Below are 26479 nucleotides of genomic sequence, written 5' to 3'. Positions count from 1 at the left end.
CTCGACCATACGGCGTTGGATCCTGGGTCGAACAGGCTCATTGACGGAACGTAGACTCCACTGTTCTCTCCAGGATCCGCCTTGTCTGGTCGTCGCTCGCGGCGCCCTCGGGTTCAGAGGAAAAGGTGCTGACGCCGAGCGGCCCTGCAAGATCCTTGCATGCCGTGAGCAGACCGGTCGCGGCCAATGAAAGAAACACAAACGATATCGACGAACCTCCTCCCCGATGGCGTCGGGGAGCCTCACTGGAGACACGCATGACCACGCATCAGGATCTGATCGACCGCGACCGCAAGGTGACCTTCCACGCCTCCACCCACCTGCGCGACTTCGCCCATGGCGACGCCCCGGGCCGCGTGATCACCGGCGGCAAAGGCATCAACATCGTCGACAAGGACGGCCACGAGTTCATCGACGCCTTCGCCGGTCTTTACTGCGTCAACATCGGCTACGGCCGCACCGAGGTGGCCGAGGCGATCTACCAGCAGGCCCTCGAGATGTCCTACTACCACACCTATGTGGGGCACTCCAACGAGCCGCAGATCGCCCTGTCCGAGAAGATCCTCGAGCTCGCCGGTCCCGGCATGTCCAAGGTCTACTACGGCATGTCCGGCTCGGATGCCAACGAGACCCAGCTCAAGATCGTGCGCTACTACCACAACGTGCTGGGCCGGCCGCACAAGAAGAAGGTCATCTCGCGGATGCGTGGCTACCACGGCTCCGGCATCGCCAGCGGCTCGTTGACCGGCCTCAAGGCCTTCCACGACCAGTTCGACCTGCCGATGGAGGGCATCCTGCATACCGAGGCGCCGTACTACTATCATCGTGCCGCCGAGCAGCAAGGCATGAGCGAGCGTGAGTTCTCCGCGTACTGCGCGCAGCGGCTCGAAGCGATGATCCTGGCCGAGGGACCGGACAGCGTGGCGGCCTTCATCGGCGAGCCGGTGCTCGGTACCGGCGGTATCGTGCCGCCGCCGGAAGGCTACTGGGACGAGATCCAGGCCGTGCTGGCGAAGTATGACGTGCTGCTCATCGCCGACGAGGTGGTCTGCGGTTTCGGGCGCATCGGCGCCGACTTCGGCAGCCACCACTACGGCATCAAGCCGGACCTGATCACCACCGCCAAGGGCCTGACCAGCGCCTACCAGCCGCTGTCCGCGGTGATCGTCGGCGACCGCGTGTGGCGGGTGCTCGAGCAGGGCACCGGCGAATACGGCCCGATCGGCCACGGCTGGACCTATTCCGGCCATGCCTTGGGCTGTGCCGCCGGCCTAGCCAACCTGGCGATCATCGAACGCGAGGGGCTGACCGCCAACGCCGCCGCGACCGGCGCCTACCTGCAGCAGCAGATGCAGGCGGCCTTCGGCGACCACCCGCTGGTCGGTGACGTGCGCGGCGTGGGCATGCTGGCCTCCCTGGAGTTCTCCGCCGACCCGGCCAGGCGCACCCATTTCGACCCGTCGCTCAAGGTCGGCCCGCGCATCGCCGCGGCGGCGATGCAGGAGAACCTGATCGCCCGGGCCATGCCGCAGGGCGACATCCTCGGCTTCGCGCCGCCGTTGATTGCCAGCCGCGAGGAGGTCGACGAGATCATCGCCCGCGTCGAACGCGCGGTGAACCGGGTCACCGACCAGCTGACCCGTGAAGGCGCGCTGCAGACCGCCTGACAGCGCGTGTCGTCACCCGACGCCGCGGGGCCACCCGCGGCGTTCGTCGTTTTGAGGCTTGGTACGCGCATTCTTCCTGCCTCGTGGCTTGTGCCTCCTGCCCGGCTGTTCCAGTCTGGGGAGGTTCATTGGCACGAGGAGGAAGGACTCCCATGGCGACACTACTGGCCTTCGATGTCTACGGCACGCTGATCGATACCCACGGCATCGTGACCGAGTTGGAACAGCAGCTGGCGGCCCCGGAGCAGGCGGCGGAGTTTTCGCGCCGCTGGCGCGACAAGCAGCTGGAATACAGCTTCCGCCGCGGCCTGATGGGGACCTACGTGGACTTCGCGCGCTGCACCCGCGAGGCGCTCGAGTACACCGATCGTGCGTTGCAGACTCGGTTGTCCGAGGCCGACAAGGATCACCTGATGAGCCGCTACGCTCAGCTGCCGGCCTTTGCCGATGCCGAGCCGGCGTTGGCGCGACTGGCCGAGGCCGGCATCAGCTGCGTGGCCTTCTCCAATGGCAGCCAGGAGGCCGTGACCCGCTTGCTGGCTGGGGCGGGGCTGCGCGACCGCTTCGAGGAGATCGTCAGCGTCGACGAGGTGAAACGCTTCAAGCCCGACCCCTCGGTCTACTTCCATCTTCGTCAGAGCCTCGAGGCCGAGCCGGCCGACACCTGGCTGGTCTCCAGCAACGCCTTCGATGTGATCGGTGCGCGTCACGCGGGCCTGCACGCGGCCTGGGTGCGGCGCAGCCCGGAGGCCCCCTTCGACCCCTGGGGCATCGAGCCCGACTTCACCGTGCCCGGTCTCGATGCGCTGGTCGACCGGCTGACCTGAGCCGGTCTCAGCCCGGGCAGTTGGGCGGCGCGGGGCTCGCCGAGAGCGTGAGCCGGCTGAACCAGGCGGTGGCATCGCCGCCGGCGTTGTCGCCATCGGTCATCAAGGCCAGGCCGGCGAGCCGCTCGGGCCGTTCGCCGAACAGCCGCCGGTAGTCGGCCCGCACATCGCGCACCTCGGCGACCCACTCGCCGACTCGTTCGGGGCCGCCCTGCAGGGCCAGCAGTCGGGCGCGGTCGGTGAAGGCATTGGCCCAGTCGGTGCCGGCGGCCTGGGTCGAGGACCACACGTAGTTCACCGACTGGACCTGCCAGGGCAATAAGCCGGTGCGACGCACCACATAGACCCTGGCCGGATAGTCGTCGCCGGCCTTGCGGCGCTCGTCGAGTCCGGGGTAGAGCCCCGAGACCCGCCAGCACCACTTGAGGTAGGGCGTGGCGGCGAGCTGGGTCTCGCGTTCCAGGTACTTGGCCGAGGCCTGGCCCCGGGCGCGAGCCTCGAGCACTCGTTCGCCGTCGAGGGTCGCCAGCCGATACTCGGTGTCGCCCTCGAAGGCGCGCGTCGGCCAGGCCAGGATCTCGTCCGGCGCGAAGCGCGCCTCCTGTGCCAGGGCCGGAAGGCCAGGCGCCAGCAGGGCCATGGACAGGCCGTATCGCCACAGGCGGCGAAGCAGGGGCAGCATGAGGATTCCTCCCTTCGTGGATGCGCGGCGCGGTCCCTCGAGCCTAGCAGCCTGCCGGACGTCTTGCGCCTGCCGGCGCGACGAAGGGATGGATTGTCATGGCGGGCGGGCTCGGCCATGCTGAAGGCTTATGTCACAAGCCAGGAGGCTCCATGTCGATAGCCAAGACCGTCGCCGCCGTATCGTTGTTGCTGTGGTTCCCGCTGGCCGCCCAGGCCGCGGAAAACGGGGTTCGTCACCTCGACTCCGACGCGGACATCGAACGGGTCGACGAACGCTTGCGTGCGGCGCTGGAGGCGCGCGATCTCACCCTGATGCAGGTGGTCGATCATGCCGCCAATGCCGAACGGGCGGGGCAGTCGCTGCCGGCGACTCGGACCTTCATCTTCGGTAATCCGGCGGTCGGCACGCCGATGATGCGCTGCCAGGGCAGCATGGCGCTCGATCTTCCGCAGAAGCTGGTGATTCGCGAGCTCGAGACGGGCGTACGGCTGGAGTGGAACTCGCCACATTATCTCGCCGAGCGTCACGGGCTCGAGGGATGCGATCTGCCGCTGGACAAGGTGGCCGACGTGCTCGAGGGGGTGGCCACGAGCGCGGCCACCGATTGAACGGCACGCCGGGGCGGCGTCACTTCGTTTCCTCGCCGTCCTGGGGTTCCTTGCCGTCCTGGCGTTCCGGCGCGAAGCGCTCGCCGACACCATGCAGCAGCGTGAACTGACGGTCGCACTCCCGGCAGGCGCCGCACATGGCCAGGTGCAGGCGTAGCGACAGGCGCTCGCCCAGCCGCAGCGGGCGGTCCAGCTTGAGCGACATCAGGCGCGTGGCTTGTTGGCACATCAGCATGTCGTTTCCTCCGTCAGCCAGCCGCGCTCGATGCAGGCCCGCAGGCGCAGGCGGGCACGGTGCAGCATGACCCAGCAGTTGTTTTCCTTGATACCCACCTCATGGCAGATGTCGCCGGTGGAAAGCCCCATCAGCTCGCGTAGCGAGAAGACCCGGGCCAGGTTGTCCGGCAGGCCGATCATGCAGGCGTCGAAGACCTGCCAGAAGTGATCGTTCTCGAAGGCGGCCTCCGGCTCCCCCCAGGCCGACGGTCGTGCCTGGGGCTGCCAGCGTCCGCTATGTTGAAACTGGCGATCGATGGCCTCGTCATCGGCCTCGTCGTGCAGAGGCTCCCACCTGCCGTGCCGCTTCTGGGCGCGCATGGCATCGAGGATCTTGTACTTGAGGATGCCGAAGACCCAGGTCTCGTAGCCGGAGCGGCCGGCGAAGGCGTCGTGTTTCTCGATGGCGGCCACCAGGGCCTCCTGAACGGCGTCCTCGGCCTGGGTGCGATCGCGAAGATGCAGCAAGGCGAAGGACTGAAGCCTTGGGCGCACGGCGGCCAGGCGCCGACGGTAATCGTCCTCGGCAGGCTCGCGAGGGGCGGGGTCGGGATGGGCGGTCACGGGGTCTCCTGGTCGTCCATGGGGGCGTGGTCTGGTCTCCAGCCTAACCGGTGGAGGTCGTGAGTTCGATCACACGCCCCCCGGCCGCCTCGGCGTCCTCTCGGTCGTGGGTCACCATCAGGGTCGGCAGGCCCCGCGCGCGGATGCGCGCGAACACCAGTCGGCGCATCTCGTCGCGTCGGGCGGCATCGAGCTTGGCGAAGGGCTCGTCGAGCAGCATCGCCCGGGGCTCGGCCAGCAGCACGCGCATCAGCGCCACTCGGGCCTGCTGGCCGCCGGACAGGGTCGCCGGGTCACGGTCGGCGAAGCCGGAAAGGCCGATATCGTGCAGCGCTGCCTCCACGCGCCCGCGTCGCGCGCGGCGCCGGCCGCCGGCGGGCAGCCCGAAGGCCAGGTTGCCCGCCACGCTGAGGTGAGGGAACAGCAACGGATCCTGGAATAGCAGGCCCAGCCGGCGATGTTCCGGGGCGAGTCGCGTCAGGTCCTCGTCGCCCAGGCGGATGCGGCCATGGGCGGTGAAGGCCGGCGAGAGGAAGCCGGCGACCTGGGCCAGCAGGGTCGACTTGCCGACCCCGGAGGGGCCCATCAGGGTCAGCACGTCGCCCGGGGCGATACGGGCATTCACCTCCACCAGGGGATGCGGGCCTTGGAAGATCGCGACCTCGTCCAGCAGCAGGGCGCTCGTGTCGGGCATGGATGCAGGGCTCCAGGGGTCAGTGCGAAGAGGCATGGCGATGGTGCCACAGCAGGCGTGGCAGGCCGGCCGCCAGCATGAAGCCCAGCGCCGGCAGGGCCATCTGGCTCAAGGCGTAGACCGCGGTCAGCCGGCGGTCGCCGCCGCTGGCCAGGCTAACCGCCTCGGTGGTCAGGGTGGCCAGCCGGCCGCCGCCGAGCAGCAGGGTGGGCAGGTACTGGCCGATGCTGACCGCGAAGCCGACCGCCGCGGCCACGGCGATCGGGGCCGTCAGCATGGGCAGGCGCACCCGCCAGAAGACGCGTGCCCGCGAGGCGCCGAGGGCGGCGGCGACCTGTCCCCAGCGCGGGTCGAGGCGGCGATAGCTCTCGGCCAGCGAGAGGAACACATAGGGCAGCACGAACAGGCCATGGCCCAGCGCCGCCGCCGGCCAGCCGGGCGACAGTCCCAACTGGGTCTGCCACTGTACCAGGCCGTAGAGGAAGGCCACCGGTGGCACCATCAGCGGTAGATAGAGGATCAACTGAGCGCCGGGGCGTAGCGTGCGGCGGCGTTGAGTCTCGGCCTCCAGGCAGCCGATCGTCAGCACCAGCGACAGTGCGACGGCCGCGAGGCCCAGGCTGGCGGTATGGCCGAGCGGGGTCAGGCCGGCCTCGGCCGCCTCGCGCCAGGCGTCCAGCGTCATCGGCGAGGGCCAGGCGGCGGGGAAGGGCCACCAGGCGGCCAGCGACCACAGCACCAGGCCCACCAGGCTCGCGCCGAGCAGCAGGATGGCGAACCCGGTGAGCCCGGCGGCCAACCCGCGGCCGCAACGCTCAAGGTCGGCGCGCCGGCCGTTCACCAGCCAGCCGGCGGCCATCCGGGCCACCAGGCGTTCGGCGAGCCACCAGATGGCAAGCGCCAGGGCGGTGAGAGCGAGCTGGGTCAGGGCGGCAGCCGAGGCCTGGAAGCGTAGCGCCAGGTCGGGGTCGTTCAGCCAACGCATGGCCGCCACGGCCAGCGTCGGCGGCGTCGAGGGCCCGAGGATGATCGCCACCTCCACCGTCGAGCTGGCGAAGGCGATGACCGCATAGATCGGCAGGCGAATCAGCGGATAGAGCCCCGGGAGCACGGCCCGCAGGAAGGCATTGAGCCGGCCATACCCCAGCGAGCGGGCGACCCGCAGGCGCTCCTCGGCTCGGCACTGGGGCAGAGCGGCGAGGCTCATCAGCAGCAGGAAGGGCACCTCCTTGAGCACCAGCCCGGCGATCAGGGCGCCGCCCCCGGGGTCGCCGGGGAACAGGTAGTCCGGCGGCTGGGTCCAGCCACTCGCCCAGGGCGAGGCCAGCCGGCTGGCGAGCCCCGAGGGTGCCAGCAGGAAGGCCAGACCGATCGCCGCGGCGGCATGCGGCACCGCCAGCAGCGGCGACAGCAAGCGTCGCACCAAATGGAAGGGCCGCGTGTCGAGGAAGGCGCCGAGGAACAGCACCACGATGACAAGCGCCACCAAGCTGCTGGCGAGCCCGGTGACCAGGCTCAGTCGTAGCATGTCGACCAGGCCCGGTGCCTGCCACAGGTCGCGCCAGGGCGACAGCGTCAGGGCCTCGCCGCCCAGGGCGGGCAGCCACCCGAAGGCCGGCGCCACCACGCCGGCGAGCCCCGCCGCCACCGGCAGGATCAGCAACCACAGGGTCAGGTGCGGGAAGCCGCGGATCGTGCGCTCGAAGGCCGTCATGGTCGCCGGGCTCGGTCGAGGGCGTCCACCACGAGCCTGCCATCAACCCTCGGCATAGCGCTCGCGCCAGCCGGCTTCCACGGCCTCCATCCAGCTGGGGTGAGGCTCGGGTAATAGCTTGTCGAACGCCTCGGGCGCCAGCTGGGCGGGCGAGGCGTCGTCGTTGTCGAAGGCGGCGCGCTGCTCGGGCGAGAGTGTCGCCATGTCGAGCACCGTGGGATCGCCCCAGACGTCGAGGTCCTGCTTGCGGGCCTGGGCCTCGGGGGAAAGCAGGAAGTTGGCCAGCACCATGGCGCCGGCCCGATGGGTGGCGTTGAAGGGGATCGCCACGAAGTGCACGTTCCCCAGGGTGCCGCCGTCGAGCACGTAGCTGCGGGTGCTGGGGGGCAACCGGTGAGCGGCCACCGCGGCGGCGGGTTCGGAGGGGTTGAAGGTGAAGGCCAGCGACAGCTCGCCATCCCCCATCAGCCGCTTGAGCTGCGGGCCGCTGGCGGGGAAGTCGCGGCCGCCCCGCCACAGATGTGGATGCAGGGCGTCGAGATATTCCCATAGCGGGGCGGTCACCGCCGCGACATCATGGTCGCCGGCCGGTTCGGCGAGCACGCCGGGGTCCTCGACCCGCTCGATCAGCGCCTGCTTGAGGAAGGTGCTACCCAGGAAATCAGGCACCAGCGGGTAGGTGAAGCGCCCGGGATGGGCGCGGGCCCAGTCGAGCAGCTCGGCCATGCTGGCGGGGGGAGTGTCGACGCGCTCGGCGTCATAGTAGAAGGTCAACTGGGCCTTGCCCCAGGGCGACTCATAGCCTTCGGTGGGCAGGGTGAAGTCGGTGGTGACCTCGGGATGCTCATCCGGGGCGGTCAGCGAGAAATGCGGCAGGCGCGAGGCGAAGGGCCCGAAGAGCAGGTCGTGGCGTTTCATGGCGGCGAAGTTCTCGCCGTTGAGCCACACCAGATCGATGGCGCCGTCGTCGACGTTGCCGGCCGATTTCTCGGCGACCACCCGCGACACCGCGGCGGCGCCGTCGTCGAGCTTGACGTGCACGACCTCCATGTCGAAGCGCGCCTCCAGGCGTTCGGCGACCCAGTCGATGTAGCGATTGACGGTGGCGTCGCCGCCCCAGGCGTTCCAGTAGACGGTCTGGCCCTGGGCCTCGGCCTCGATATCGGCCCAGGCCTTGGGTGCCTCCTCGGCGTGGCTCGGCGTGGCGAAGGGCAGCACCGCGAGCAACGCCAGTGGCAGAATCAACAGGGAGCGGCTGGCACGACGCCGTGATGGGCGTGGAGGCATCGGGGATATCCTTAGCGGTGAGTGGCATCGGCGATGGCAAGTGGGTCGTCGGCGAGCCGTATTCCTTACAGAGCCCCAGCATAACGCGGGCCGACGTTGCTCTCTCGCCGACATGATAAACGCAGCGGCCGCGTTATGGGTGATGGCAGCTACACTGATCGACAGGCCTTGGGAGTATCGGGAGGCATCGCTTGTCCGGCCCGATGCCCGCCAGGGTGGCTTCATCCCCCGTTCGAGGCGAGACGCCGATGTTGTCCCGATTCGCCCTGTCGCACCGTCTGCTGCTATGTCTGAGCCTGGCCTGCCTGCTGCTGGGGGGCTTGGGCGCCTGGCATGCCGCGGCGCAGACACCGCGTGACACGGCGTTGGTGATGACCCTCGACGGCGCCGTCGGTCCGGCCACCGGCGACTATTTCCAGCGTGGGCTGGATATAGCCGCCGAGCGCGAGGCGCGGCTGGTGGTGGTGCGGCTGAACACGCCCGGCGGCCTGGATGCCTCGATGCGCGACATGATCGCGGCGATGCTGTCTGCGAAGGTCCCGGTGGCCGTCTATGTCTCTCCCGGCGGTGCCCGGGCGGCCAGCGCCGGCACCTACCTGCTCTACGCCAGCCACGTGGCGGCCATGGCGCCGGCGACCCATCTGGGCTCGGCCACGCCGGTGCGGCTCGGCGGCGGATTCCCCGGCGGCGACGAGCCGGCGCCGCCCGACGGATCTCAGGCACGAGACGCGGAAGGCGACGACGGCCAGGGCGAGTTTAGCGCCGGCTCGGCCACGCCGGCGACGGAGGCGAGCGATGCCGAAGCGGACAAGCGGCGCGGCGAGACCGCCATGGAGCGTAAGGTGTTGGAGGATGCCGTCGCCTACATCCGTTCGTTGGCCGAGCGCCACGGCCGCAACGCCGACTGGGCCGAGGCGGCGGTGCGCGAGGCGGTCAACCTCACCGCCCGCGAGGCGCTGGAGCAGGAAGTCATCGAGGTGCTGGCCAACGACCTCGACGACCTGCTCGCGCAGCTCGACGGTCGCGAGGTGGTGATGGAGGACGGCACCCGGCGCCTGGATACCGCGGATCTCGCCATCGAGCGTTTCGATCCCGACTGGCGCACCCGGCTGCTGGCGGTGATCACCGACCCCAACGTGGCCTATTTCCTGATGCTCATCGGCTTCTACGGCCTGGTCTTCGAGCTCGCCAATCCCGGCAGCCTGGTGCCCGGCACCATCGGCATCGTCTGCCTGCTGCTGGCGCTGTTCGCCTTCCAGGTGCTGCCCATCAACTATGCCGGCCTGGCGTTGATCCTGGTCGGGCTGGCGTTGATCGTCGGCGAGGCGCTGATGCCGAGCTTCGGCATCCTGGGCATCGGCGGTATCGTGGCCTTCGTGATCGGTTCGGTGATGCTGATGGACGCGGACACCCTGAACATCTCGCTGCCGTTGATCGGCGGCGTCGCCCTGGTGGCGGCGGGACTGATGCTGTGGGTGGCCACACGCTTCCTGGGGCTGCGCCGTCGCCCGGCGCGCACCGGCCAGGAAGGGCTGGTGGGCTGCGAGGGGGTGGCGCTGGAGGACTTCCAGGGCGAGGGGCACGTGCGCCTCCAGGGCGAGCGCTGGAACGCCCGCGGCCGGGCATCGCTGCATCGTGGGCAGGCGGTGCGGGTGGTCGGCCTCGACGGGCTCACCGTCGAGGTGGAGCCGCTCTCGGCGCCGCCGCGCGAGGCCTGACGGCGTGCTGCGCCCGCGTCGTGGAGGCATCGCCGCCCGAGCCGCCGCTGTCTGCCACCCTGATACTCGACACCCTGCCTTCAGGAACCAAGGAGCCATGCCATGATGATTTCCTATCTCGTGCCGGTCGTCGTACTGCTGCTGTTGATCGCGGCCTCGATCCGCATCCTTCCGGAGTACAAGCGCGGCGTGGTGTTCTTCCTGGGTCGCTTCCAATCGGTGAAGGGGCCGGGGCTGTTCATCATCATTCCGGGCATCCAGAAGATGCAGGTGGTCGACCTGAGGGTGATCACCATGGACGTGCCCGAGCAGGACGTGATCTCCCAGGACAACGTCACCGTCAAGGTCAATGCCGTGCTGTACTTCCGGGTGGTGGACCCGGAGAAGGCCATCATCCAGGTCGAGCACTTCGTCAATGCCACCAGCCAGCTGGCTCAGACCACCCTGCGCTCGGTGCTCGGCAAGCATGACCTGGACGAGATGCTCTCCGAGCGCGACAAGCTCAACGACGACATCCAGGAGATCATCGATGCCTCGGCGGAAAGCTGGGGCATCAAGGTGGCCAACGTGGAGATCAAGCACGTCGACCTGGACGAGAGCATGATCCGCGCCATCGCCCGCCAGGCCGAGGCCGAGCGCGAGCGGCGCGCCAAGGTGATCCACGCCGAGGGCGAACTGCAGGCCTCGAAGAAGCTCGTCGATGCCGCCAACGTGATGTCCGAGAATCCGGCGGCGTTGCAGCTGCGTTACCTGCAGACCATGAACGACATGAGCAACAAGAACGCCTCCACCATCGTGGTGCCGTTACCCATCGACCTGATGGAGGCCTTCAAGTCGATGGCCGGCGCCGTCGGCGACAAGGGTGATCTACAGCGGAATCGATAGCGCCGCACGGTGACGTCTTTCGAGGGACCAGCACGCCGTGTCGGATCGCGACGCGGCGTGCCGGTGGCATGTCTCGCCGGATGCAGCGATCCGGCGTGTCTGGTAGACTCCCGCGTTCCTGACGGGCTGGCCCGAGCGGCCGACTTCCCGTCGATTCAGTGCCAGGGAACCGACACACCGTGATGACCCCTCATACCGGGCTGGCCACGCCGCCCTAGCACTTCCCTCCCGAATTCGGGCCGCGATGACGTCGTCATGATGGCATCGCGGCCGGGCATCGTCGCGATGCTCAGGGCGCCTCGCGCCCGCCGGTAATGCCAGTTCCTGATCCCATGCGCCACGGCGTTCTCGATACGCCTCGGCGTCGGCTTCCTTGCGATGCCGGACAGGGCTGCGCTCGACACGACCCTGAGGCCTTCGTGGCTTACACCTCCACTCTCGACTGGACCGCAGCATGACTCGATCCCTCAAGCAAGACTGGTTCTCCAACATCAAGGGCGATCTCCTGTCGGGCATCGTCGTCGCCATGGCGCTGATTCCCGAGGCCATCGCCTTCTCGATCATCGCCGGCGTCGATCCCAAGATCGGCCTCTATGCCTCCTTCTCCATGGCGGTGATCATCGCCTTCACCGGCGGGCGGCCGGGCATGATCTCGGCGGCCACCGGTGCCATGGCGCTGCTGATGGTGACGCTGGTCAAGGAGCACGGGCTCGAGTACCTGTTAGCGACCACGCTGCTCACCGGCGCGCTGCAGGTCGTCGCCGGCTACCTGCGTCTGGCGGACCTGATGCGCTTCGTCTCGCGCTCGGTGGTGACGGGCTTCGTCAATGCCTTGGCGATCCTGATCTTCATGGCGCAATTGCCGGAACTGACCCACGTGACCTGGCATGTCTATGCGATGACCGCGGCGGGGCTCGGCATCATCTACCTGTTCCCCTATGTGCCGGTGATCGGCAAGACGCTGCCCTCGCCGCTGGTGTGCATCCTGGTGCTGACCGCCGTGGCCCTGGCCGTCGGCCTCGATATTCGCACCGTGGGTGACATGGGCGAGCTGCCGGACACCCTGCCGGTGTTCCTGTGGCCGGACGTGCCGTTCAACCTCGAGACCCTGACGATCATCTTCCCCTACGCCATCATGCTCACCGTGGTGGGGCTGCTCGAGTCGATGATGACGGCCACCATCGTCGATGATCTCACCGACACCAAGAGCGACAAGAACCGCGAGTGCAAGGGCCAGGGCGTCGCCAACATCGGCACCGGCCTGCTCGGTGGCATGGCGGGCTGCGCGATGATCGGCCAGTCGGTGATCAACATCAAATCCGGCGGTCGTAGCCGGCTCTCCACGCTGTTCGCCGGCGTGATGCTGCTGGTGATGGTGGTATTCCTCGCCGACTGGGTGTCGATGATCCCCATGGCGGCGCTGGTGGCGGTGATGATCATGGTCTCCATCGGCACCTTCAGCTGGTCCTCGATCCGCGACCTGAAGAAGCATCCGCTGTCGTCCAACCTGGTGATGCTGGCCACCGTGGCGGTCACCGTGAGTACCCATAACCTGGCCATGGGGGTGTTCGTCGGTGTGCTGCTGGCGGCGCTGTTCTTCGCCAACAAGGTCGGCAATATCCTCTACATCGGCGATGAGCCGGCCGACGAGGGCAGCCGTCGGGTCTATCGGGTGGTGGGCCAGGTGTTCTTCGCGTCTTCCGAGCGCTTCAGCAATGCCTTCGACTTCAAGGAGAGCGTGGCCAAGGTCACCATCGACCTGTCGCGGGCGCACTTCTGGGACATCACCGCGGTTCAGGCCCTGGACATGGCGGTGATCAAGTTCCGCCGCGAAGGCACCGACGTCGAGCTGATCGGCCTCAACGAGGCCAGCGCGACCATCGTCGACCGCTACGCGATCCATGATGATCCGGAAGCCGTCGAGAAGCTGATGGGCGGCCACTGAGCCGCGCCGCATCGATAACAGGGACGGGCCGGGGCCTCGCCGCCGGCCACCGAGACGAAAACCAGGAGCGACGAGATGTCACAGAAGGTCTATTGCACCGCCCAGTTCCAGCCCAAACCCGGCCGTGAGGAGGCCGTGTTCGCCGCCCTGCAGGCGCTCGAGCCCAACGCCCATCGCGAGGATGGCTGCCTCCAGTACACCGTGACCCGCCGCATCGAGCATCCCAATGCCGCCGGCGAGAGCTATCCCATCGTGTTTCACGAGATCTGGGCCAGCCGCGAGGCCTTCGAGGCGCACTGCAACCGCCGCGAGCTCCAGGCCTTCTTCGCGGCCCAGGTCGAGGCCGAGGAGGGCGACGTGGCGAACGTCAATGTCTGCGTCTATACCGATGAGCCCCATGACTTCGACGCCTCGACGTTCTGATCCCGATGGGGTAGAACACGGGTAACCACAACCATATACGCCGGCTTCAGGACAGACAGATGACAGAACAGGTGATGGCCGCCATCGACGGCTCGCAGTATTCCGAGGGCGTCTGCGATTACGCCGCCTGGGCCAGTCAGGCGCTCGACGCGCCGCTGACCTTCCTGCACGTGGTCGACAATCATCCCCAGACCGCCGAGGCGGACCTCTCCGGCACCATCGGGCTGGGCTCCCGCGAGCATCTGCTCGAGGAGCTCTCGCAGCTCGATGAGCAACGCGCCAAGGTGGCCCAGGAGCAGGGGCGACTGATGCTTCAGGCGGCCAAGGAGCGTGCCGTCGAGGACGGTATCGACGAGCCCGCCGGCCGCCAGCGCAATGGCACCCTGGTCGAGACCCTCACCGAGCTGGAAGACGAGATCCGCTTACTGGTAGTGGGCAAGCGCGGTGGCAGCGCCCATCGGGACAGCGAGCACCTGGGCTCCAGCCTCGAGCGAGTGGTGCGTGGCCTGCATCGCCCGATCCTGATGGTGCCGGAGACCTTCAAGCGCCCGGAGCGGGTGATGATCGCCTTCGATGGCAGCAATACCACCCGCAAGGGCGTCGAGTTGCTGGCGAAGAGTCCGCTGTTCGCCGGCATCCCCTGCCATGTGGTGATCGTCGGCGCCGAGACCGGCGAGCATCGTTCCCAGCTCGACTGGGCGCTCGGCACCCTGCGCGAGGCCGGCCACGAGGCCGAGGGGGAGATTCGCGCCGGCGAGGTGGAGGAGACCCTGCGAGCCTACAAGGACGAGCATGGCATCGACCTGATGGTGATGGGCGCCTACGGTCACTCGCGCATTCGCCACCTGCTGGTGGGCAGCACCACCGCCGAGATGCTGCGCCATGCCAGCGTACCGGTGTTGTTGCTGCGCTGAGGCGTGGGAGTGTGACGTTCAAGGCCAGGGGCCCCGCGATGCGGGGCCCCTGGCTTTCTACTCCCTGGAGCGTGCCATGCGTGATCGGACCCCGCTGCGCGTCCATCGGCGGGCTGTTCGGCATCGCCTGGCTGGCCGTGTCGTCACGGGCGGTGGCCCGGTCCGCCACTCAGCCGGCGCCCCAGCAGGCGATCCAGCGAGAGCGCGCCGGGGCCACGCAGCAGCAACGTCAGTAGTCCCGTCGCCCAGAGGCCGTGGGTCACCCAGGCCTCGGAATAGACGAAGGTCTGGATCACCAGCGTCATGGCCAGCAGGCCCAGGGCGGCCAGGCGCGTGGCCAGGCCCGCCCACAGCAGCAGCGACAGGCCGAATTCGGCGCTGGTCGCCAGGTAGGCGGCGAGCACCGGCGGCAGCAATGGCAAGGCATACTCGTGCTCGAACAGGAAGAAGGTGCTCTGGCTGATCGCCAGGCCGTCGACCTTGGTCAGCGCCGAGCGGAAGAAGACGCTGCCCAGCACGAGCCGCGCCAGCAAGGCCACGGGATCAAGGGGCAGGCGCTCGAGGGCTGGCTCCAGCCGGTGGTAGTAGAGCCGCAAGGGGATCAGCAGGGCCTTCATGGGGTGTCCTCCTCGTCGCGCCCATCTTCGATCATGGCCAGGGAACCTGCACCGAGCAGGGTGCCCAGCGCCTCGCCGGCGGCCGCCTGCCCATGAGCGTCGGCGCTGATCGACAGGGCCATGCCCAGCGCCTGGTTCCGTGGCCCGGCTGCCTCGAGCGCCCGGTAGAGTTCGGCGCTGGCCGGGCTGACCGGCAGCGGCTCGACCCGTGCCCCGCGGCGCACCACCAGCCACGCCATGCCGCCCCGCTCGCCGAGCGGGGCGGCCACCCCATCCCGCTCGAGGTGCCGCCACAGCTCTTCCACGTCGTGGCGGCAGGCCACCAGCGACGTCGCCGCCCGAGTCGTCACGCGCAGGCTCTCCGGGTCGGGGTGGGCGGCCAGGCGTTCCGCCTCCAGTAGCGGTGTCTCGGCGGCGTGGCTGACGTCCAGGCGGGCGCGTTCGAGCCGGCAGATATCGCTCACGTAGCGGTGGTCGGCCAGCGGCGGCAGGTCGTCCAGGAAATCGGCGAAGCCCGTGCCGTAGGATGCCAGGCGTGGGTCGCCGGGTGGGTGGTCGCGGGCATAGTCCCCGGCCGCGGCGGCGAAGTAGCGCTCGCCGAGCAGCACACGGGTATGCGGAAAGGCGATGGCCAGCGCCTCGGTCAGGCTCTGGCGCACATTGTTGCGATAGACGTCGAGCCCCGCGGCCTGGCCAAGATCGGCGTCGGCCTCGGCGCCTGGATCGCGCAGGGCGGCGACGAAGCGCCGCTGCCAGTCGGCCAGCGCACTCATGCCGTCTTCCTCGCCGCCGTCGGACGTGCCGCGAGGCGCTGGGCACGGGCCAGCCCGGCTTCCTCGAGCCAGCGCTCGAGTGTCGGCACCCGGGCGTCCCATTCGATCAGGGTCGGGGCGTCGGGCGCGGCGGTGACCAGGCGGCGATACAGCGCCCAGACCGCCTCGCCGACCGGGCTGCCGTGGTCATCGATGCGCAACGGTGGGTCGACCGCCGTGTCGAGGCTGTGCCCGGCCAGATGGAATTCGCCCACCGCTTCCCAGGGCAGGGCGGCCAGGTAGGTGTCGAGGTCACGGCCCAAGTTGTGGGCGCTGATGTAGGCGTTGTTGACGTCCATCAACAGCCCGCAGCCGGTGCGGGCCACCAGCTCGGTGAGGAACTCGGCTTCGTCGAGGGTGTTGATGTCGAGGCCCACATACAGGCTGGGGTTCTCGATCAGCATCCGGCGCCCCAGGGCCTGCTGGGCGATGTCGATATTGCGGGCGACCAATGCCAGGCTCTCCTCGGTGAGGGGTACCGGCAGCAGGTCGTTATAGTAGTCGCCGTCGAGCCGGCTCCAGGCCAGGTGCTCGGAGACCAGCGCCGGATCGAGCGTCTCCACCAGTCCGGCCAGTCGTGTCAGGTGGGCCGGGTCGGGGCGCTCGGCGCCGCCCAGCGACAGCCCTACGCCATGCACCGAGAGCGGGTAACGCTCGGCGAGGGCATGGAGCCGCTCGCCGGCGGGGCCGCCGTCGCTCATGTGGTTCTCGGCGTGCAGTTCCAGGAAGTCGGTGGCTCGGGGCGTGTCGAGCAGTGCCTCGGCATGTCGGGGCTTGAGGCCGATGCCTACGGCATCCGGGGGGAGGGGCGGGACCATGGCGATCTCCTCAGGGTGCCCGGCCCGCCGGGCGGCGGGCCGGGGTGGGCGATACGTCCAGATCTTGTTCGAAAAGTGGGCGAGCGAGGGATAGATAAGGCAAAAATCAGCGAAGAAGCGGAGTTTACAGGCTGTAAATGAGCATTCTGAGCTGGTTTTTAACGCCGTATAGCCGAGCGCAGGCACTTTTCGGGCATGACCATCAGGGACGCTCGATTTCGCTCAGGCTACCGTTGCCATGGGGCGTCTCGATGCTGGTGCAGGACCCTTCAGGCACCAGCTTCCAGGCGTTGCCCTGGTAGTCCACGGTGGAGGTGCCGGCACAGGTGGTGCCCGGTCCCGCCTTGCAGTCGTTCTGACCGGCCATCGCCACGCCGTAGCACTTCTCCATGGCCTCGCCGTCCGCGGCCTGGGCGGCGCTCATGGCGCCGGCCTGGGCCAGGGCGGTGGTGAACACGGCGGCCATCATGGTGGAACGGTTCATGGGAACTCTCCTCTGTGTCGTCGGGTACGCCTCGCGGTCAATCGCCGATGCGCCTCCTTCTGTCGACGGGGGAGAGGAAGGCTTACAGCGCCGTCGCCGTTCCGTTCAGGAGATCGTGCCGAACGGGCGGAACGAGAGAAAGCGTGGTCATCTGCCGGAGGATGTTCCTGCCAACGTGTTCTAATCCATGATAAAGGGCTGAAAAAACACCGCTATTTGGTGAGTGGGCCGGATTACGTGGCGAGGGCGCTAGGGTAAGATCGTGTTCCCTCTTCTCTACCCTTCAGGAGCGATGCTATGACCATTCAGCGCCATGACACCAAGGCCCGCATGAGCCGAGCCGTGATCCACAACGGCGTGGCCTATCTGTGTGGCCAGGTGGCCGGCCCCGAGGCCCGCGAGGGTGGCATCAGCGTGCAGACCGAAAGCATGCTGGCTCGGGTCGACGGCCTGCTCGCCGAGATCGGTTCCGACCGTGAGCACCTGCTCACCGCCACCGTCTATCTCAAGGATGGCGGCGACGTGGCGGCCATGAACGCCGTGTGGGATGCCTGGGTGCCCGAGGGCCATGCTCCGGCGCGGACCTGCGTCTGCGCGCCGCTGCCCGCCGATGAGCTCAAGGTCGAGGTCACCGTCACCGCCCTGGTGAAGGACGCCTGAGGCGAGGCGACCCCAGTGCCGTAGACAAGAGGCCGACGCATCATGCGTCGGCCTCTTTCGTCGAGTGGCCGGGGCGCATGGCGGCTCAGCGTAGGCAAGCTTCCTCGTGGGGGGTGTCGCGAGGCCTGAGCCGGCGCGACAGGGCGTCCACGGCGATGTTGAGCCCGGCGGTGACCAGCAGCAGGAAGGCGGCCACGTCGAACATCAGGTACTGGAAGTTCGCATCGATGTAATAGCCAAGGGTGGTCACGCCCAGCATGCCGAGGATCGCCGTCTCGCGCAGGATCACCTCGGCCCGGTAGTAGAGCAGGGCGAGCAGGCTCGGGTAGAGCCGCGGCAGCAGTTCGTAGGCCATCCGACCCGAGGCGGGTAACCCCGGCATGCCGGGCTCCAGGGCATCGGCGTGACGCGCGGCGAGGAAGGCGATCAGCGCGCCGTTGTGCAGCGCCAGCGCCAGCCAAGCGGGCAGCATCGAGGGGCCGAGCAGCAGCAGGAAGACGAAGGCCAGCAGCAGTTCCGGCGTCGAACGCAGCAGCACCAGCAGTCCTCGGCCGGCCAGCCGGCTCGCCGGGTTGCCGAAGTGGCGGCTGGCCAACGGCCACAGGAGCAGCGCCACCAGCAGGGCGCCGACGGTGCCGAGCAGCGCCAGCAGCAGGGTATGGCCGATGGCGGGCCCCAGCTCGGGAATGCCCGCGAACCAGTCGGCGAGCCCCGCCCAGTCGCCGTCGAGCAGCGGCGCGGGCCACAGGTCCTGGCTGACGAAGCGCCACAGCAGCCCGCCGTCCACCGCGGGCCAGGGGCCGAGCAGGAAGGCGCCGGCGACCAGCAGCAGCGGCACCAGCCGCCGGTGGCTCCACCAGGGCAGGCTGGCGATCAACAGGTAGAAGCACCACAGCAGGGCGCCGGCCTCGGGATAGCGTCCTTCGCGGAAGGCGGTCTCGAGCTGGAAGCCCAGCGTCGGCAGGCCGACGAAGCCCAGCAGCACGCTGGCGCGCAGGCCGCATTCGAAGCGGTAACGGATGTAGGCGGCGAGCTGGGCCCAGGCCAGCGGCAGCTCGGCATACAGGAAACGTGACAGCCGCCCACCTCCGGGCGGCAGGGCCTCGGCCGGCGCGCGCGGCGTCTGCTCGAGGATCTCGGCGAACACCTTGGCGAAGATGCCGGCGTAGGGGATCGCCAGCGCCGCCAGGGCGGTTAGCGCCGAGAGCCCGAAGACCTGCAGGAACAGCAGGGCCCAGAATAGCTCGTGGATGGCGCGCACGAAGGCGCAGCCGGCGCGCACCAGCCGCGAACGGGTGAACAGCAGCGCCAGCGGGAAGCCCAGCACCACGCCGGCGAGCGTGCCCCACAGGGCCACCGACACGGTCAGCCCCAGGGCATGGAAGGGCGATTCCACGCCGCTGAAGTTCGGCCAGGCCAGCCCCTGGGCGAGGCGGCCGAGCTCGGCCCAAGGGTCTCGGGTGGTCACCGAGAGGTCGGCCAGCGGCAGCAGCAGCAGCGCCAGGGCGATCAGCGTCAGGCTATGGCGGGCCAGGCGAGGCCCCATGGCGTGGCCCGCTAGCCAAACGGGGCGGCGGGGTAGCGCAGCATCGTTCATGCGTGTGCCCGAGCGCAGGGCTGGGCTTCCGGCGGGGTCTCGTCGGCCATGCCGGTGGCATCGGCGTCGGGGTAGAGGGCATCGAGCTGGGCCAGGGTCAGCGCGTCGCTCGGGGCGTCGATGACCAGTCGGCCGTCACGCACGCCCCAGACGCGGTCGAAGTGGCTGAGCGCCAGCTCGCGCTGATGCAGCGCCACCACGCTGGTGGCGTGACGTTCCTCGATCAGCCCCAGCAGGCGCTGAGCCTGGTGAGGGTCGATGCTGGCCACCGGCTCGTCGCCGAGGAATACCTCACGCGCCTGATAGAGCGCGCGGGCGATGGCGGTGCGCTGGCGCTGGCCGCCGGACAGCCGGCCCACGGGGCGGCGCATCAGGCCGTCGAGGCCGAGCCGCTCGCAGAGCTCGGCGACCTCGCCCCAGGGAACACGCAGCGGGCGCACCAGGTTCCACAGGTTGGCCAGTGCCGAGTGTTCGGCGAGCCGGCCCATGTAGACGTTGTGGTAGACCGCGAGCCCCGGCACCAGGCCGTGATGCTGCGGACACCAGGCGGCCGCGGCACCGAGCCGGGCGCGCAGGGCGGCCAGCAGCGTCGACTTGCCGGCGCCGCTGGGGCCGAGCAGGGCGACGCGCTCGCCGCGCCTCAGCCTGAGGTGCACCCGGGGCAACACGACCCGCTCGCCATGCCCCAGGTCGACGCCGTCGAGGGTCAGCAGTGTCTCGCTCGGGCGCGCCATCAGCGTAGCAGGCCGAGCTCTTCCGCCACGTCCTCGATCGGCGTGTACATGGCGTTGTCGGCGGGAATGAAGGCCGAGCGCGGGAAGCTATCGAGCAGCGCCGGGTCATCCATCTCGAGCAACGCCTGGCGCACGCGGTCGGAGAAGCCATCGCCGTAGCGCTCGTCGGCATCGCCGCGCAGGGTCCACTGGTAGTCCGGATAGGTCGGAGTGGACCAGATCACCTGCACCTGATCGGTGTCGACGCGACCGTCTTCCACCGCGGCCTCCCACACCGCGTAATTGACCGCACCCAGCTGGTAGGTGCCGGCCTCGACCAGGGCGATGGTACGGGTGTGGTCGCCGGAGAAGCCGACCCGCGAGAAGAGCTCGTCGGGGGCCTCGTCGAAGCGCTGATGCAGGTAGTAGTCGGGCATCAGGCGGCCGGAGGTGGAGGTCCGCGAGCCGAAGGTGAAACTCATGTCCTCGACGGCGTCGGGCAGCGTCTCGCCGGGCTCGAGGCCGGTGGAGTCATGGGCGATGAAGTAGGTCTTGAACGCCGCGTCCTCGGCGCCCTGGGCGAGCGCCTGGGAGCCCGGCACCAGGCGGCGCGCCTGAACGCCGGAGAGGCCGCCGAACCAGGCCAGCTGGACCTGGTCGTTGCGAAAGGCACTGACCGCCGCGCCGTAGGACTTCACCGGCACGTACTCCACCTCGACGCCGAGCCGCTGCTCGAGATAGTCCGCCACCTGGGAGAAGCGCTCGACCAGGCGCGACTGGTCCTCGTCGGGGATGGCGGTGAAGCGGAAGGTGTCGGCCGCCGCGCCCTGGGCGAACAGGGCGAGGGCGGCGAAGGAAGCGGCGAACCAGCGCATGGGCGGTCTCCTAGGGAATCGAAGCCGCTATTGTTGTGGTTGGGGGCGGGCCTGGCAAGCTCGGTCTCGGGAATCCATTGGACCAAAGGCGCATGACGCGGCGGCATCGTTCGACTTACACTGACAGGGTAAATGTCAGACATTTTTCGGTCGCACCCTCGGAAACCCCGGCGGCGTGGGGCGACAGCGAGAGGAGCCCGCGATGAGTCTCGAGTCACTTGGTCCCCATCAGGGGGGTGCCGATGCTTTGGCTCGGCGGTTGGCCCGGGCGCTGCTCGGCGGTCGCTGGCTACCCGGCGAGGCTTTCCCCAAGGAGCTCGACCTCGCCGCGCATTTCACCGTCAGCCGTAACCTGGTGCGCAACGCGCTGGCCGCCCTGACCGCCGCCGGGCTGCTCGAGCGCACCGCCGGGCGCGGCACCCGGGTGCGCGAGGTCGGCGACTGGCATCTGCTCGACCCGCAGATGAGCGACTGGCTGGTCGGTCTCGAACGGCCCCAGCCGCAGCTGGTGCGCGAGCTGCTGGCCTTCCGCCACTCCGCGGAGCCGGTGGTGGCGGAGCTGGCCGCGGGGGCCGCCGACGCCGACGATCTGGCGCGCCTCGAGGCGGCCTTCCGCGGCATGTCGGAGACCGCCGAGGCGCCGGGCCAGGCCGCGCAGCACGTGGAATATGATGTGGCCTTCCACGAGGCGATCTACGAGGCCAGCCACAACCTGGTGTGGCGCCAGATGGGCCATCTCCTGCGCCCGTCGATCCTCGCCCTGGTCCAGCACTCCCAACGGCCCGCCCGCGGCGACGGCGGCCTCGGTGACAGCCTGGGTCGCCACGCGGCGGTGCTCGCGGCGATCCGCGACGGCGACGGAACACGCGCCGCCCGGGCCGCCCGCGAGGTGCTGGGGCTCACCGCTCGAGACCTGGCGCTCGACACCGCGACCGGCGTCCGCGCCGATCGATAGCGACGGCCGCCATGGCGGCCGTCCACGTTCAATGACAAGGAGCCTTGCATGAAGATCACCCGACTCAAGACCTGGCAGGTGCCGCCGCGCTGGTTGTTTCTCAAGATCGAGACCGACGAGGGCGCCTATGGCTGGGGCGAGCCGGTCATCGAGGGCCGCGCCGCCACCGTCGAGGCCGCGGTCCATGAGCTGTCCGACTACCTGATCGGCGAGGACCCGCATCGCATCGAGCACCTGTGGAATGTCATGTATCGCGCCGGCTTCTACCGTGGCGGGCCGATCCTGATGAGCGCCATTGCCGGCATCGATCAGGCGCTGTGGGACCTCAAGGGTCGTGACCTGGGAGTGCCCGTGCACCAGCTGCTGGGCGGCGCGGTGCGCGACAAGATGCGCATGTACGCCTGGACCGGCGGCGACCGTCCGAGCGACGTGGGCGCCGGCGCCAAGACCCTGGTCGACCAGGGGTTCACCGCCTTCAAGATGAACGGCACGCCGGAGATGCAGATCGTCGACAGCCATCGCAAGGTCGACGAGGCCGTGGCGCGGGTCGCCGAGGCCCGCGAGGCGGTGGGCCCGGATGTCGGCATCGGCATCGACTTCCACGGCCGCGTGCACCGGCCCATGGCCAAGGCGCTTTTGCGCGAGCTGGAGCCCTTCCACCCGATGTTCGTCGAGGAGCCGGTGGCCCCCGAGCACCTGCCGTGCCTCAAACACATCGCCGGCGGGCTCGGTTATCCGCTGGCCACCGGTGAGCGGTTGCACACCCGCTTCGAGTTCCGCGACCTGCTGGCCGACGGCATGATCGACATCGTCCAGCCCGACCTTTCCCATTGCGGCGGCATCAGCGAGGGCCTGAAGATCGCCGTCCTGGCCTCGGCCCATGACGTGGCGATGGCGCCGCACTGCCCGCTCGGCCCGCTGACGCTCGCCACCTCGCTGCACGTGGATGCGGTCAGCCACAATGCCTTCATCCAGGAACAGAGCATGGGCATTCACTACAACAAGGACAACGACGTACTCGATTACCTGGTCGACAAGTCGGCACTCAGCATCGAGGACGGCTTCTGCGCCATTCCCCAGGGCCCAGGGCTGGGGGTCGAGATCGACGAGGCCTTCGTCGAGGAGCGCGCCAAGGTGGGCCATCGCTGGCGCAACCCGGTGTGGACCCACGAGGACGGCTCGATCGCCGAATGGTAAGGGAGGCCATGATGGAGACATCGATTCCACAACGCCTGGCCTGGGTCGCCGTCGACTGGGGCTCCAGCAACCTGCGTGCCTGGGCCCTCGCCGACGGCGGCGAGGTGCTGGCCGAGGTCGAGGCCGCCCGCGGCATGCTGGACCTCGCCCCGGCCGACTACGAGCCGGCGCTGCTGGCCGCCATCGGCGATTGGCTGCCCGTCGAGGGGCGCACGCCGGTACTGGTATGCGGCATGGCCGGCGCCCGCCAGGGCTGGCGCGAGGCGCCGTATCGTCCGGTGCCCCGCGCGCTCGACGCCCTGGCCCAGGGTGCGGCGCGGCCAGACACCGAAGACGCGCGCCTCGATGTGCACCTGCTGCCGGGGCTCTGCCAGGGCGGGGAGGCCGGCGGTTTCGACGTGATGCGCGGCGAAGAGACGCAGCTGGCCGGGCTGGCGGCCCTCGAACCGGGAGTCTCCGGGCCGGTGTGCCTGCCCGGCACCCACGCCAAGTGGGCGACCCTGCAGGCGGGCCGGGTAGAGCGCTTTCATACCTTCATGACCGGTGAGCTCTATCGGCTCTTGGCCGAGCGCTCGGTGTTGGCCCATTCGCTGGGCGAAGACGACCTGGCTGACTCGGCCTGCCGCGAGGCCTTCACCACCGCGGTGACGGAGGTGGTCGCCGCGCCCGAGGCCTTCACCCGGCAGCTGTTCGGGCTGCGCGCCATGGACCTGCTCGACGAGGCCTTGCCGAGTGGCGAGGCTCGCGGCGCGGTGCTGGCCGCGCGGCTCTCGGGGCTCGCCATCGGCCTGGAGCTGGCCGGCGCCTGTCGTGGCCTGGACGACGCTCAGCGCGTGCGGCTGATCGGCGGCGAGGCGCTGTGCCGGCGCTATGCCCTGGCGCTCTCGGCGCTGGGTCACGAAAGCGAGATCATCGCCAACCAACGCGCGGTGCTGGCCGGCCTCGGCCTGGCCCGAGCCGCCCTCGACCATGACTGAACAGGAGCCTTACCCCATGTCCCTTCCGTTGATCGGTATCCTGCGCGGCATCACCCCCGACGAGGCCGTCGCGGTCGGCGAGGCACTGCTCGCCGCCGGCCTCGAGCGCCTCGAGGTGCCGCTGAACTCCCCCCAGCCGCTGGAGAGCATCCGCCGCCTGGTGGAGGCGCTGGGCGGGCGTGCCGAGGTGGGCGCCGGCACCGTGCTGACGGCCGAGCAGGTGCGCGACGTGCATGCCGTCGGCGGGCGGATGATCGTCTCGCCCAATTGTCGCCCGGCGGTGATCGAAGAGACCCGCCGGCTGGGCATGGCCTCTTATCCGGGCATCGTCACGCCCTCCGAGGCCTTCGATGCCTTGGACGCCGGCGCCACGGCGCTCAAGCTGTTCCCGGCGGTGCAGGTCGGCCTGGAGGGCATGAAGGCGGTGCGGGCCGTGCTGCCGCCGGGCACCGAGCTCTATGCCGTCGGCGGCATCGGCGCCGATAACTTCGCCCAGTGGCGGGCCGCGGGCGTGGATGGCGCCGGGCTCGGCAGCGCGCTCTACCGCCCCGGGCTCACCGCCGAGCAGGTGGGTGAGCGAGCCCGTGAGCTGATCGCCGCCTGGCGCAGCGCCGGGGAATAGCGAGCAGCGACGCCATCGCCATGCGTCGGGCAGGCGAGCATCATCAACGGGAGAGGAGAGGGTCGTGGGTGAGACACGAGAGACGAAGGCGCGCCGCGCCGTGGCCAGCGGTTGTGAACTGGGCGAGGGGCCGCAGTGGCACGCCGCATCGAACCGCCTGGTGTGGTGCGACATCCTCGCCGAGCGGCTGCACTGGCTGGCGTCGGCGAGCGGCGAGACGGGCCGGATCGCGCTCGACCACATGGCCTCGCTGGCCGCGCCGCTGGCGGACGGCGGCATGCTGGTGGTCGGCGAGGATCGCCTGAGCCGCCTGGATCTGGACGGCGGTGCGCGGGAGCGGCTGATGGGGTTCGAGGCCGACAACGCCGTGACCCGCAGCAACGACGCCCGCGTCGACCGTCACGGCAGCCTGTGGCTGTCGAGCATGGGCAAGGCCGCCGAATCCGGCGCCGGTAGCCTCTATCGGCTGCATCGTGGCGAGCTGGTTTGCCTGAGACGCGGGCTGACCATCCCCAACGCCCTGTGCTTCTCGCCCCAGGGCGAGCATGCGCATTTCGCCGATACCGCGCGCGGCATCGTCTATCGCTGGGTGCTGGACGCCGAGGGCTGGCCCGTCGGCGAGCCCGAGCCCTGGGTGGACTTCTCGCGGCGTGAGGGCAACCCCGACGGCGCGGTGATCGATGCCGAGGGCGCCATGTGGCTGGCGCTATGGGGGGCCGGCAAGGTGGTGCGCCTGGACCGTGAAGGGCGCGAGATCGGCGCTGTCAGCCTGCCTACTTCCCAGCCTTCCTGCCCCGCCTTCGGCGGCGAAGGGCTGGCCTCGCTCTATGTCACCACCGCCCGCGAGGGCATGAGCGCCGAGCAGCGCGCCCGCGAGCCCGAGGCCGGCGACCTGTTCGTTGCCGATCTCTCGGTGGCGGGGCTCGCCGAGCCGACGCTGCGGCTCGGTTGACGCGATCTCCCGAGGCGCATGGCGGCGTATGCGCCTCGTCGGGGTGCGCCGCTGTCGGTCGCCTCGGCGCTGGGTCAATCCGCGTCGTTCATCGGATAGCGGGTCTCGCGCAGGCTGTCCTTGATCTGCTTGAGGTGGGGCAGGAAGTCCTCGCCGCGGCGCAGGGTGACGCCGGTGGCCAGCACGTCGATCAACGCCAGCTGAACCATCCGCGAGGTCATCGGCATGTAGTGGTCGGTGTCTTCCGGGGCCGAGACCGCCAGCGTCTCGGTGCACTCGTCGGCCAGCGGCGAGCCCGGCGCGGTGATGCCCAGCACTACCGCGCCGTTGTGGCGGGCGAGCTGGGCGATGTCGACCAGCTCGCGGGTGCGCCCGGTGTAGGAGAGGACCACCACCACGTCGCCGGTGTGGCAGGCGGCGGCGATCATGCGCTGCATCAGCACGTCGATATAGGCCGATACCGGGATGTTGAAGCGGAAGAACTTGTGCTGGGCGTCCTGGGCCACGGCGCCGGAGGCGCCCAGGCCGAAGAAGTGCAGCTGCTTGGCTTGGGTCAGGTAGTCGACCACGCGTTCGACCCGCACCGGGTCGGCTTCGCGCCGGGCGAGGTCGAGGGCGGCGATGGTGGCACCGAAGATCTTGCCGGTGTATTCCCGCGCCGCGTCGCCGGGCTCTACCGCCTGGGTGACGTAGGGGGTGCCACCGGCCAGGCTCTGGGCCAGCTTGATCTTGAAGTCCGGGTAGCCCTTGGCGTCGAAGCTGCGGCAGAAGCGATTGACCGTGGGTTCGCTGACCGAGGCCGCATGCGCCAGGCTGGCGATGCTCATGCTGGTGGCGGCGGTCGGGTCGGCGAGGATGACGTCGGCGACCTTGCGTTCGGATCGGTTGAGCTCATCGAGGCGGCGACGAATGCGGTCCAGCAGATCGTGACTGACCATGCGCGAGGGAGTCTCCGTGAGGCGGCTACGGCGTCGGGTACCGCCGGTGTGTCGA

General features: G+C 69.4%; 28 protein-coding genes. 14 read left to right on the top strand and 14 right to left on the bottom strand.

Going from position 1 to position 26479, the window contains the following annotated elements:
• The first annotated feature begins 257 nt into the window (after positions 1-257).
• Positions 258-1667: an aminotransferase gene (locus tag ETC07_RS09165; RefSeq protein WP_136248206.1), complete on the top strand. Its 1410-nt coding sequence runs from the start codon at positions 258-260 to the stop codon at positions 1665-1667.
• Positions 1668-1819: 152 nt separating this feature from the next.
• Entirely contained in the window at positions 1820-2494 is a 675-nt protein-coding gene (locus ETC07_RS09160) for a haloacid dehalogenase type II (protein ID WP_136248205.1), read from the top strand.
• Positions 2495-2501: 7 nt separating this feature from the next.
• On the opposite strand, the gene ETC07_RS09155 is transcribed toward ETC07_RS09160, so the two are convergent.
• Positions 2502-3176, bottom strand: a complete 675-nt coding sequence (locus ETC07_RS09155; RefSeq protein ID WP_136248204.1) for a DUF3047 domain-containing protein — start codon at positions 3174-3176, stop codon at positions 2502-2504.
• Positions 3177-3328: 152 nt separating this feature from the next.
• On the opposite strand from ETC07_RS09155, the gene ETC07_RS09150 reads away from it, so the two are divergent.
• Entirely contained in the window at positions 3329-3787 is a 459-nt protein-coding gene (locus ETC07_RS09150; RefSeq protein WP_168709208.1) for a DUF302 domain-containing protein, read from the top strand.
• Between the two features lie 19 nt (positions 3788-3806).
• Here ETC07_RS09150 and ETC07_RS09145 read toward each other — a convergent pair whose 3' ends face one another.
• From ETC07_RS09145 to ETC07_RS09125, 5 genes are read right to left on the bottom strand one after another with little or no spacing between them, the layout of a single operon-like run.
• On the bottom strand, positions 3807-4022 hold the full coding sequence (locus ETC07_RS09145) for a zf-HC2 domain-containing protein (protein WP_136248202.1): 216 nt from the start codon (positions 4020-4022) through the stop codon (positions 3807-3809).
• On the bottom strand, positions 4016-4627 hold the full coding sequence (locus ETC07_RS09140; RefSeq protein WP_205742530.1) for a sigma-70 family RNA polymerase sigma factor: 612 nt from the start codon (positions 4625-4627) through the stop codon (positions 4016-4018). The genes ETC07_RS09145 and ETC07_RS09140 overlap by 7 nt, the downstream gene beginning before the upstream one ends.
• A gap of 43 nt (positions 4628-4670) precedes the next feature.
• Entirely contained in the window at positions 4671-5321 is a 651-nt protein-coding gene (locus ETC07_RS09135) for an ATP-binding cassette domain-containing protein (protein WP_136248201.1), read from the bottom strand.
• A 19-nt stretch (positions 5322-5340) separates the two neighbouring features.
• On the bottom strand, positions 5341-7035 hold the full coding sequence (locus ETC07_RS09130) for an ABC transporter permease (RefSeq protein WP_136248200.1): 1695 nt from the start codon (positions 7033-7035) through the stop codon (positions 5341-5343).
• Between the two features lie 42 nt (positions 7036-7077).
• Positions 7078-8322, bottom strand: a complete 1245-nt coding sequence (locus ETC07_RS09125; RefSeq protein ID WP_136248199.1) for an ABC transporter substrate-binding protein — start codon at positions 8320-8322, stop codon at positions 7078-7080.
• Between the two features lie 248 nt (positions 8323-8570).
• Between ETC07_RS09125 and ETC07_RS09120 the strand changes: the two genes are divergently transcribed.
• The 5 genes from ETC07_RS09120 (at position 8571) to ETC07_RS09100 (ending at position 14207) form a co-directional block, all read left to right on the top strand.
• A complete protein-coding gene (locus ETC07_RS09120; protein ID WP_240724604.1) occupies positions 8571-10040 on the top strand; it encodes an NfeD family protein in 1470 nt (489 codons plus the stop codon).
• Positions 10041-10142: 102 nt separating this feature from the next.
• Positions 10143-10925, top strand: a complete 783-nt coding sequence (locus ETC07_RS09115; RefSeq protein WP_136248198.1) for a slipin family protein — start codon at positions 10143-10145, stop codon at positions 10923-10925.
• A gap of 454 nt (positions 10926-11379) precedes the next feature.
• On the top strand, positions 11380-12870 hold the full coding sequence (locus ETC07_RS09110) for a SulP family inorganic anion transporter (protein WP_136248197.1): 1491 nt from the start codon (positions 11380-11382) through the stop codon (positions 12868-12870).
• Between the two features lie 75 nt (positions 12871-12945).
• Positions 12946-13293, top strand: a complete 348-nt coding sequence (locus ETC07_RS09105; protein WP_136248196.1) for a putative quinol monooxygenase — start codon at positions 12946-12948, stop codon at positions 13291-13293.
• A gap of 59 nt (positions 13294-13352) precedes the next feature.
• Positions 13353-14207 carry a universal stress protein gene (locus ETC07_RS09100; protein WP_136248195.1) on the top strand — a complete coding sequence of 285 codons (855 nt, stop codon included), beginning with the start codon at positions 13353-13355 and terminating at the stop codon, positions 14205-14207.
• 143 nt (positions 14208-14350) lie between these two features.
• Here the strand turns inward: ETC07_RS09100 and ETC07_RS09095 are convergent, their stop codons facing one another.
• The 4 genes from ETC07_RS09095 to ETC07_RS09080 all read right to left on the bottom strand — a co-directional run bounded on the left by ETC07_RS09095 (position 14351) and on the right by ETC07_RS09080 (position 16938).
• Positions 14351-14824 carry a DoxX family protein gene (locus ETC07_RS09095; RefSeq protein ID WP_136248194.1) on the bottom strand — a complete coding sequence of 158 codons (474 nt, stop codon included), beginning with the start codon at positions 14822-14824 and terminating at the stop codon, positions 14351-14353.
• Positions 14821-15597: an HvfC/BufC N-terminal domain-containing protein gene (locus ETC07_RS09090; protein ID WP_168709207.1), complete on the bottom strand. Its 777-nt coding sequence runs from the start codon at positions 15595-15597 to the stop codon at positions 14821-14823. The genes ETC07_RS09095 and ETC07_RS09090 overlap by 4 nt, the downstream gene beginning before the upstream one ends.
• On the bottom strand, positions 15594-16454 hold the full coding sequence (gene bufB / locus ETC07_RS09085) for an MNIO family bufferin maturase (protein WP_136248192.1): 861 nt from the start codon (positions 16452-16454) through the stop codon (positions 15594-15596). The genes ETC07_RS09090 and bufB overlap by 4 nt, the downstream gene beginning before the upstream one ends.
• A gap of 202 nt (positions 16455-16656) precedes the next feature.
• The gene (locus ETC07_RS09080; protein WP_136248191.1) at positions 16657-16938 is read right to left on the bottom strand and encodes a BufA1 family periplasmic bufferin-type metallophore; all 282 of its coding nucleotides are present in this window, start codon (positions 16936-16938) and stop codon (positions 16657-16659) included.
• A gap of 297 nt (positions 16939-17235) precedes the next feature.
• Between ETC07_RS09080 and ETC07_RS09075 the strand changes: the two genes are divergently transcribed.
• On the top strand, positions 17236-17598 hold the full coding sequence (locus ETC07_RS09075; RefSeq protein WP_136248190.1) for a RidA family protein: 363 nt from the start codon (positions 17236-17238) through the stop codon (positions 17596-17598).
• 85 nt (positions 17599-17683) lie between these two features.
• Here the strand turns inward: ETC07_RS09075 and ETC07_RS09070 are convergent, their stop codons facing one another.
• Genes ETC07_RS09070 through ETC07_RS09060 form a run of 3 tightly spaced genes read right to left on the bottom strand, consistent with a single transcriptional unit; the run spans position 17684 to position 20783 of the window.
• The gene (locus tag ETC07_RS09070; protein WP_205742529.1) at positions 17684-19195 is read right to left on the bottom strand and encodes a PhnE/PtxC family ABC transporter permease; all 1512 of its coding nucleotides are present in this window, start codon (positions 19193-19195) and stop codon (positions 17684-17686) included.
• Positions 19192-19929 carry an ATP-binding cassette domain-containing protein gene (locus ETC07_RS09065; protein WP_136248189.1) on the bottom strand — a complete coding sequence of 246 codons (738 nt, stop codon included), beginning with the start codon at positions 19927-19929 and terminating at the stop codon, positions 19192-19194. The genes ETC07_RS09070 and ETC07_RS09065 overlap by 4 nt, the downstream gene beginning before the upstream one ends.
• Positions 19929-20783 carry a putative selenate ABC transporter substrate-binding protein gene (locus ETC07_RS09060; RefSeq protein WP_136248188.1) on the bottom strand — a complete coding sequence of 285 codons (855 nt, stop codon included), beginning with the start codon at positions 20781-20783 and terminating at the stop codon, positions 19929-19931. Before ETC07_RS09060 ends, ETC07_RS09065 begins: the two co-directional genes overlap by 1 nt.
• Positions 20784-20985: 202 nt before the next feature.
• Here ETC07_RS09060 and ETC07_RS09055 point away from each other — a divergent pair, with 202 nt between their 5' ends.
• The 5 genes from ETC07_RS09055 (at position 20986) to ETC07_RS09035 (ending at position 25486) form a co-directional block, all read left to right on the top strand.
• Positions 20986-21738 carry a FadR/GntR family transcriptional regulator gene (locus ETC07_RS09055; RefSeq protein WP_136248187.1) on the top strand — a complete coding sequence of 251 codons (753 nt, stop codon included), beginning with the start codon at positions 20986-20988 and terminating at the stop codon, positions 21736-21738.
• Positions 21739-21786: 48 nt separating this feature from the next.
• Positions 21787-22935 (top strand): galactonate dehydratase, encoded by a 1149-nt coding sequence (gene dgoD, locus ETC07_RS09050; RefSeq protein WP_136248186.1) that lies wholly within the window; start codon positions 21787-21789, stop codon positions 22933-22935.
• Between the two features lie 8 nt (positions 22936-22943).
• Entirely contained in the window at positions 22944-23912 is a 969-nt protein-coding gene (locus ETC07_RS09045) for a 2-dehydro-3-deoxygalactonokinase (protein ID WP_240724603.1), read from the top strand.
• 16 nt (positions 23913-23928) lie between these two features.
• Entirely contained in the window at positions 23929-24534 is a 606-nt protein-coding gene (locus ETC07_RS09040; protein WP_136248184.1) for a 2-dehydro-3-deoxy-6-phosphogalactonate aldolase, read from the top strand.
• Positions 24535-24598: 64 nt separating this feature from the next.
• On the top strand, positions 24599-25486 hold the full coding sequence (locus ETC07_RS09035) for an SMP-30/gluconolactonase/LRE family protein (protein ID WP_136248183.1): 888 nt from the start codon (positions 24599-24601) through the stop codon (positions 25484-25486).
• A 74-nt stretch (positions 25487-25560) separates the two neighbouring features.
• On the opposite strand, the gene ETC07_RS09030 is transcribed toward ETC07_RS09035, so the two are convergent.
• On the bottom strand, positions 25561-26424 hold the full coding sequence (locus tag ETC07_RS09030; protein ID WP_136248182.1) for a MurR/RpiR family transcriptional regulator: 864 nt from the start codon (positions 26422-26424) through the stop codon (positions 25561-25563).
• Positions 26425-26479: the final 55 nt, after the last annotated feature.

It is taken from the genome of Halomonas borealis, assembly GCF_004798905.1.
Classification (GTDB): domain Bacteria; phylum Pseudomonadota; class Gammaproteobacteria; order Pseudomonadales; family Halomonadaceae; genus Halomonas; species Halomonas borealis.
The sequence above is the reverse complement of the archived record's forward strand: the minus strand, read 5'-3'. Positions and strand labels throughout refer to the sequence as shown.

Bases quoted from the DNA above. Each gene is read 5' to 3' on its own strand.
- ETC07_RS09100 (WP_136248195.1), top strand. From the start codon at position 13,353: ATGACAGAACAGGTGATGGCCGCCATCGACGGCTCGCAGTATTCCGAG.
- bufB (WP_136248192.1), bottom strand. From the start codon at position 16,454: ATGGTCCCGCCCCTCCCCCCGGATGCCGTAGGCATCGGCCTCAAGCCC.
- ETC07_RS09040 (WP_136248184.1), top strand. From the start codon at position 23,929: ATGTCCCTTCCGTTGATCGGTATCCTGCGCGGCATCACCCCCGACGAG.
- ETC07_RS09065 (WP_136248189.1), bottom strand. From the start codon at position 19,929: ATGGCGCGCCCGAGCGAGACACTGCTGACCCTCGACGGCGTCGACCTG.
- ETC07_RS09145 (WP_136248202.1), bottom strand. From the start codon at position 4,022: ATGCTGATGTGCCAACAAGCCACGCGCCTGATGTCGCTCAAGCTGGAC.
- ETC07_RS09110 (WP_136248197.1), top strand. From the start codon at position 11,380: ATGACTCGATCCCTCAAGCAAGACTGGTTCTCCAACATCAAGGGCGAT.
- ETC07_RS09060 (WP_136248188.1), bottom strand. From the start codon at position 20,783: ATGCGCTGGTTCGCCGCTTCCTTCGCCGCCCTCGCCCTGTTCGCCCAG.
- ETC07_RS09150 (WP_168709208.1), top strand. From the start codon at position 3,329: ATGTCGATAGCCAAGACCGTCGCCGCCGTATCGTTGTTGCTGTGGTTC.
- ETC07_RS09135 (WP_136248201.1), bottom strand. From the start codon at position 5,321: ATGCCCGACACGAGCGCCCTGCTGCTGGACGAGGTCGCGATCTTCCAA.
- ETC07_RS09155 (WP_136248204.1), bottom strand. From the start codon at position 3,176: ATGCTGCCCCTGCTTCGCCGCCTGTGGCGATACGGCCTGTCCATGGCC.
- ETC07_RS09090 (WP_168709207.1), bottom strand. From the start codon at position 15,597: ATGAGTGCGCTGGCCGACTGGCAGCGGCGCTTCGTCGCCGCCCTGCGC.
- ETC07_RS09130 (WP_136248200.1), bottom strand. From the start codon at position 7,035: ATGACGGCCTTCGAGCGCACGATCCGCGGCTTCCCGCACCTGACCCTG.
- dgoD (WP_136248186.1), top strand. From the start codon at position 21,787: ATGAAGATCACCCGACTCAAGACCTGGCAGGTGCCGCCGCGCTGGTTG.
- ETC07_RS09115 (WP_136248198.1), top strand. From the start codon at position 10,143: ATGATGATTTCCTATCTCGTGCCGGTCGTCGTACTGCTGCTGTTGATC.
- ETC07_RS09125 (WP_136248199.1), bottom strand. From the start codon at position 8,322: ATGCCTCCACGCCCATCACGGCGTCGTGCCAGCCGCTCCCTGTTGATT.
- ETC07_RS09165 (WP_136248206.1), top strand. From the start codon at position 258: ATGACCACGCATCAGGATCTGATCGACCGCGACCGCAAGGTGACCTTC.
- ETC07_RS09080 (WP_136248191.1), bottom strand. From the start codon at position 16,938: ATGAACCGTTCCACCATGATGGCCGCCGTGTTCACCACCGCCCTGGCC.
- ETC07_RS09120 (WP_240724604.1), top strand. From the start codon at position 8,571: ATGTTGTCCCGATTCGCCCTGTCGCACCGTCTGCTGCTATGTCTGAGC.
- ETC07_RS09070 (WP_205742529.1), bottom strand. From the start codon at position 19,195: ATGAACGATGCTGCGCTACCCCGCCGCCCCGTTTGGCTAGCGGGCCAC.
- ETC07_RS09105 (WP_136248196.1), top strand. From the start codon at position 12,946: ATGTCACAGAAGGTCTATTGCACCGCCCAGTTCCAGCCCAAACCCGGC.
- ETC07_RS09030 (WP_136248182.1), bottom strand. From the start codon at position 26,424: ATGGTCAGTCACGATCTGCTGGACCGCATTCGTCGCCGCCTCGATGAG.
- ETC07_RS09055 (WP_136248187.1), top strand. From the start codon at position 20,986: ATGAGTCTCGAGTCACTTGGTCCCCATCAGGGGGGTGCCGATGCTTTG.
- ETC07_RS09075 (WP_136248190.1), top strand. From the start codon at position 17,236: ATGACCATTCAGCGCCATGACACCAAGGCCCGCATGAGCCGAGCCGTG.
- ETC07_RS09160 (WP_136248205.1), top strand. From the start codon at position 1,820: ATGGCGACACTACTGGCCTTCGATGTCTACGGCACGCTGATCGATACC.
- ETC07_RS09095 (WP_136248194.1), bottom strand. From the start codon at position 14,824: ATGAAGGCCCTGCTGATCCCCTTGCGGCTCTACTACCACCGGCTGGAG.
- ETC07_RS09045 (WP_240724603.1), top strand. From the start codon at position 22,944: ATGATGGAGACATCGATTCCACAACGCCTGGCCTGGGTCGCCGTCGAC.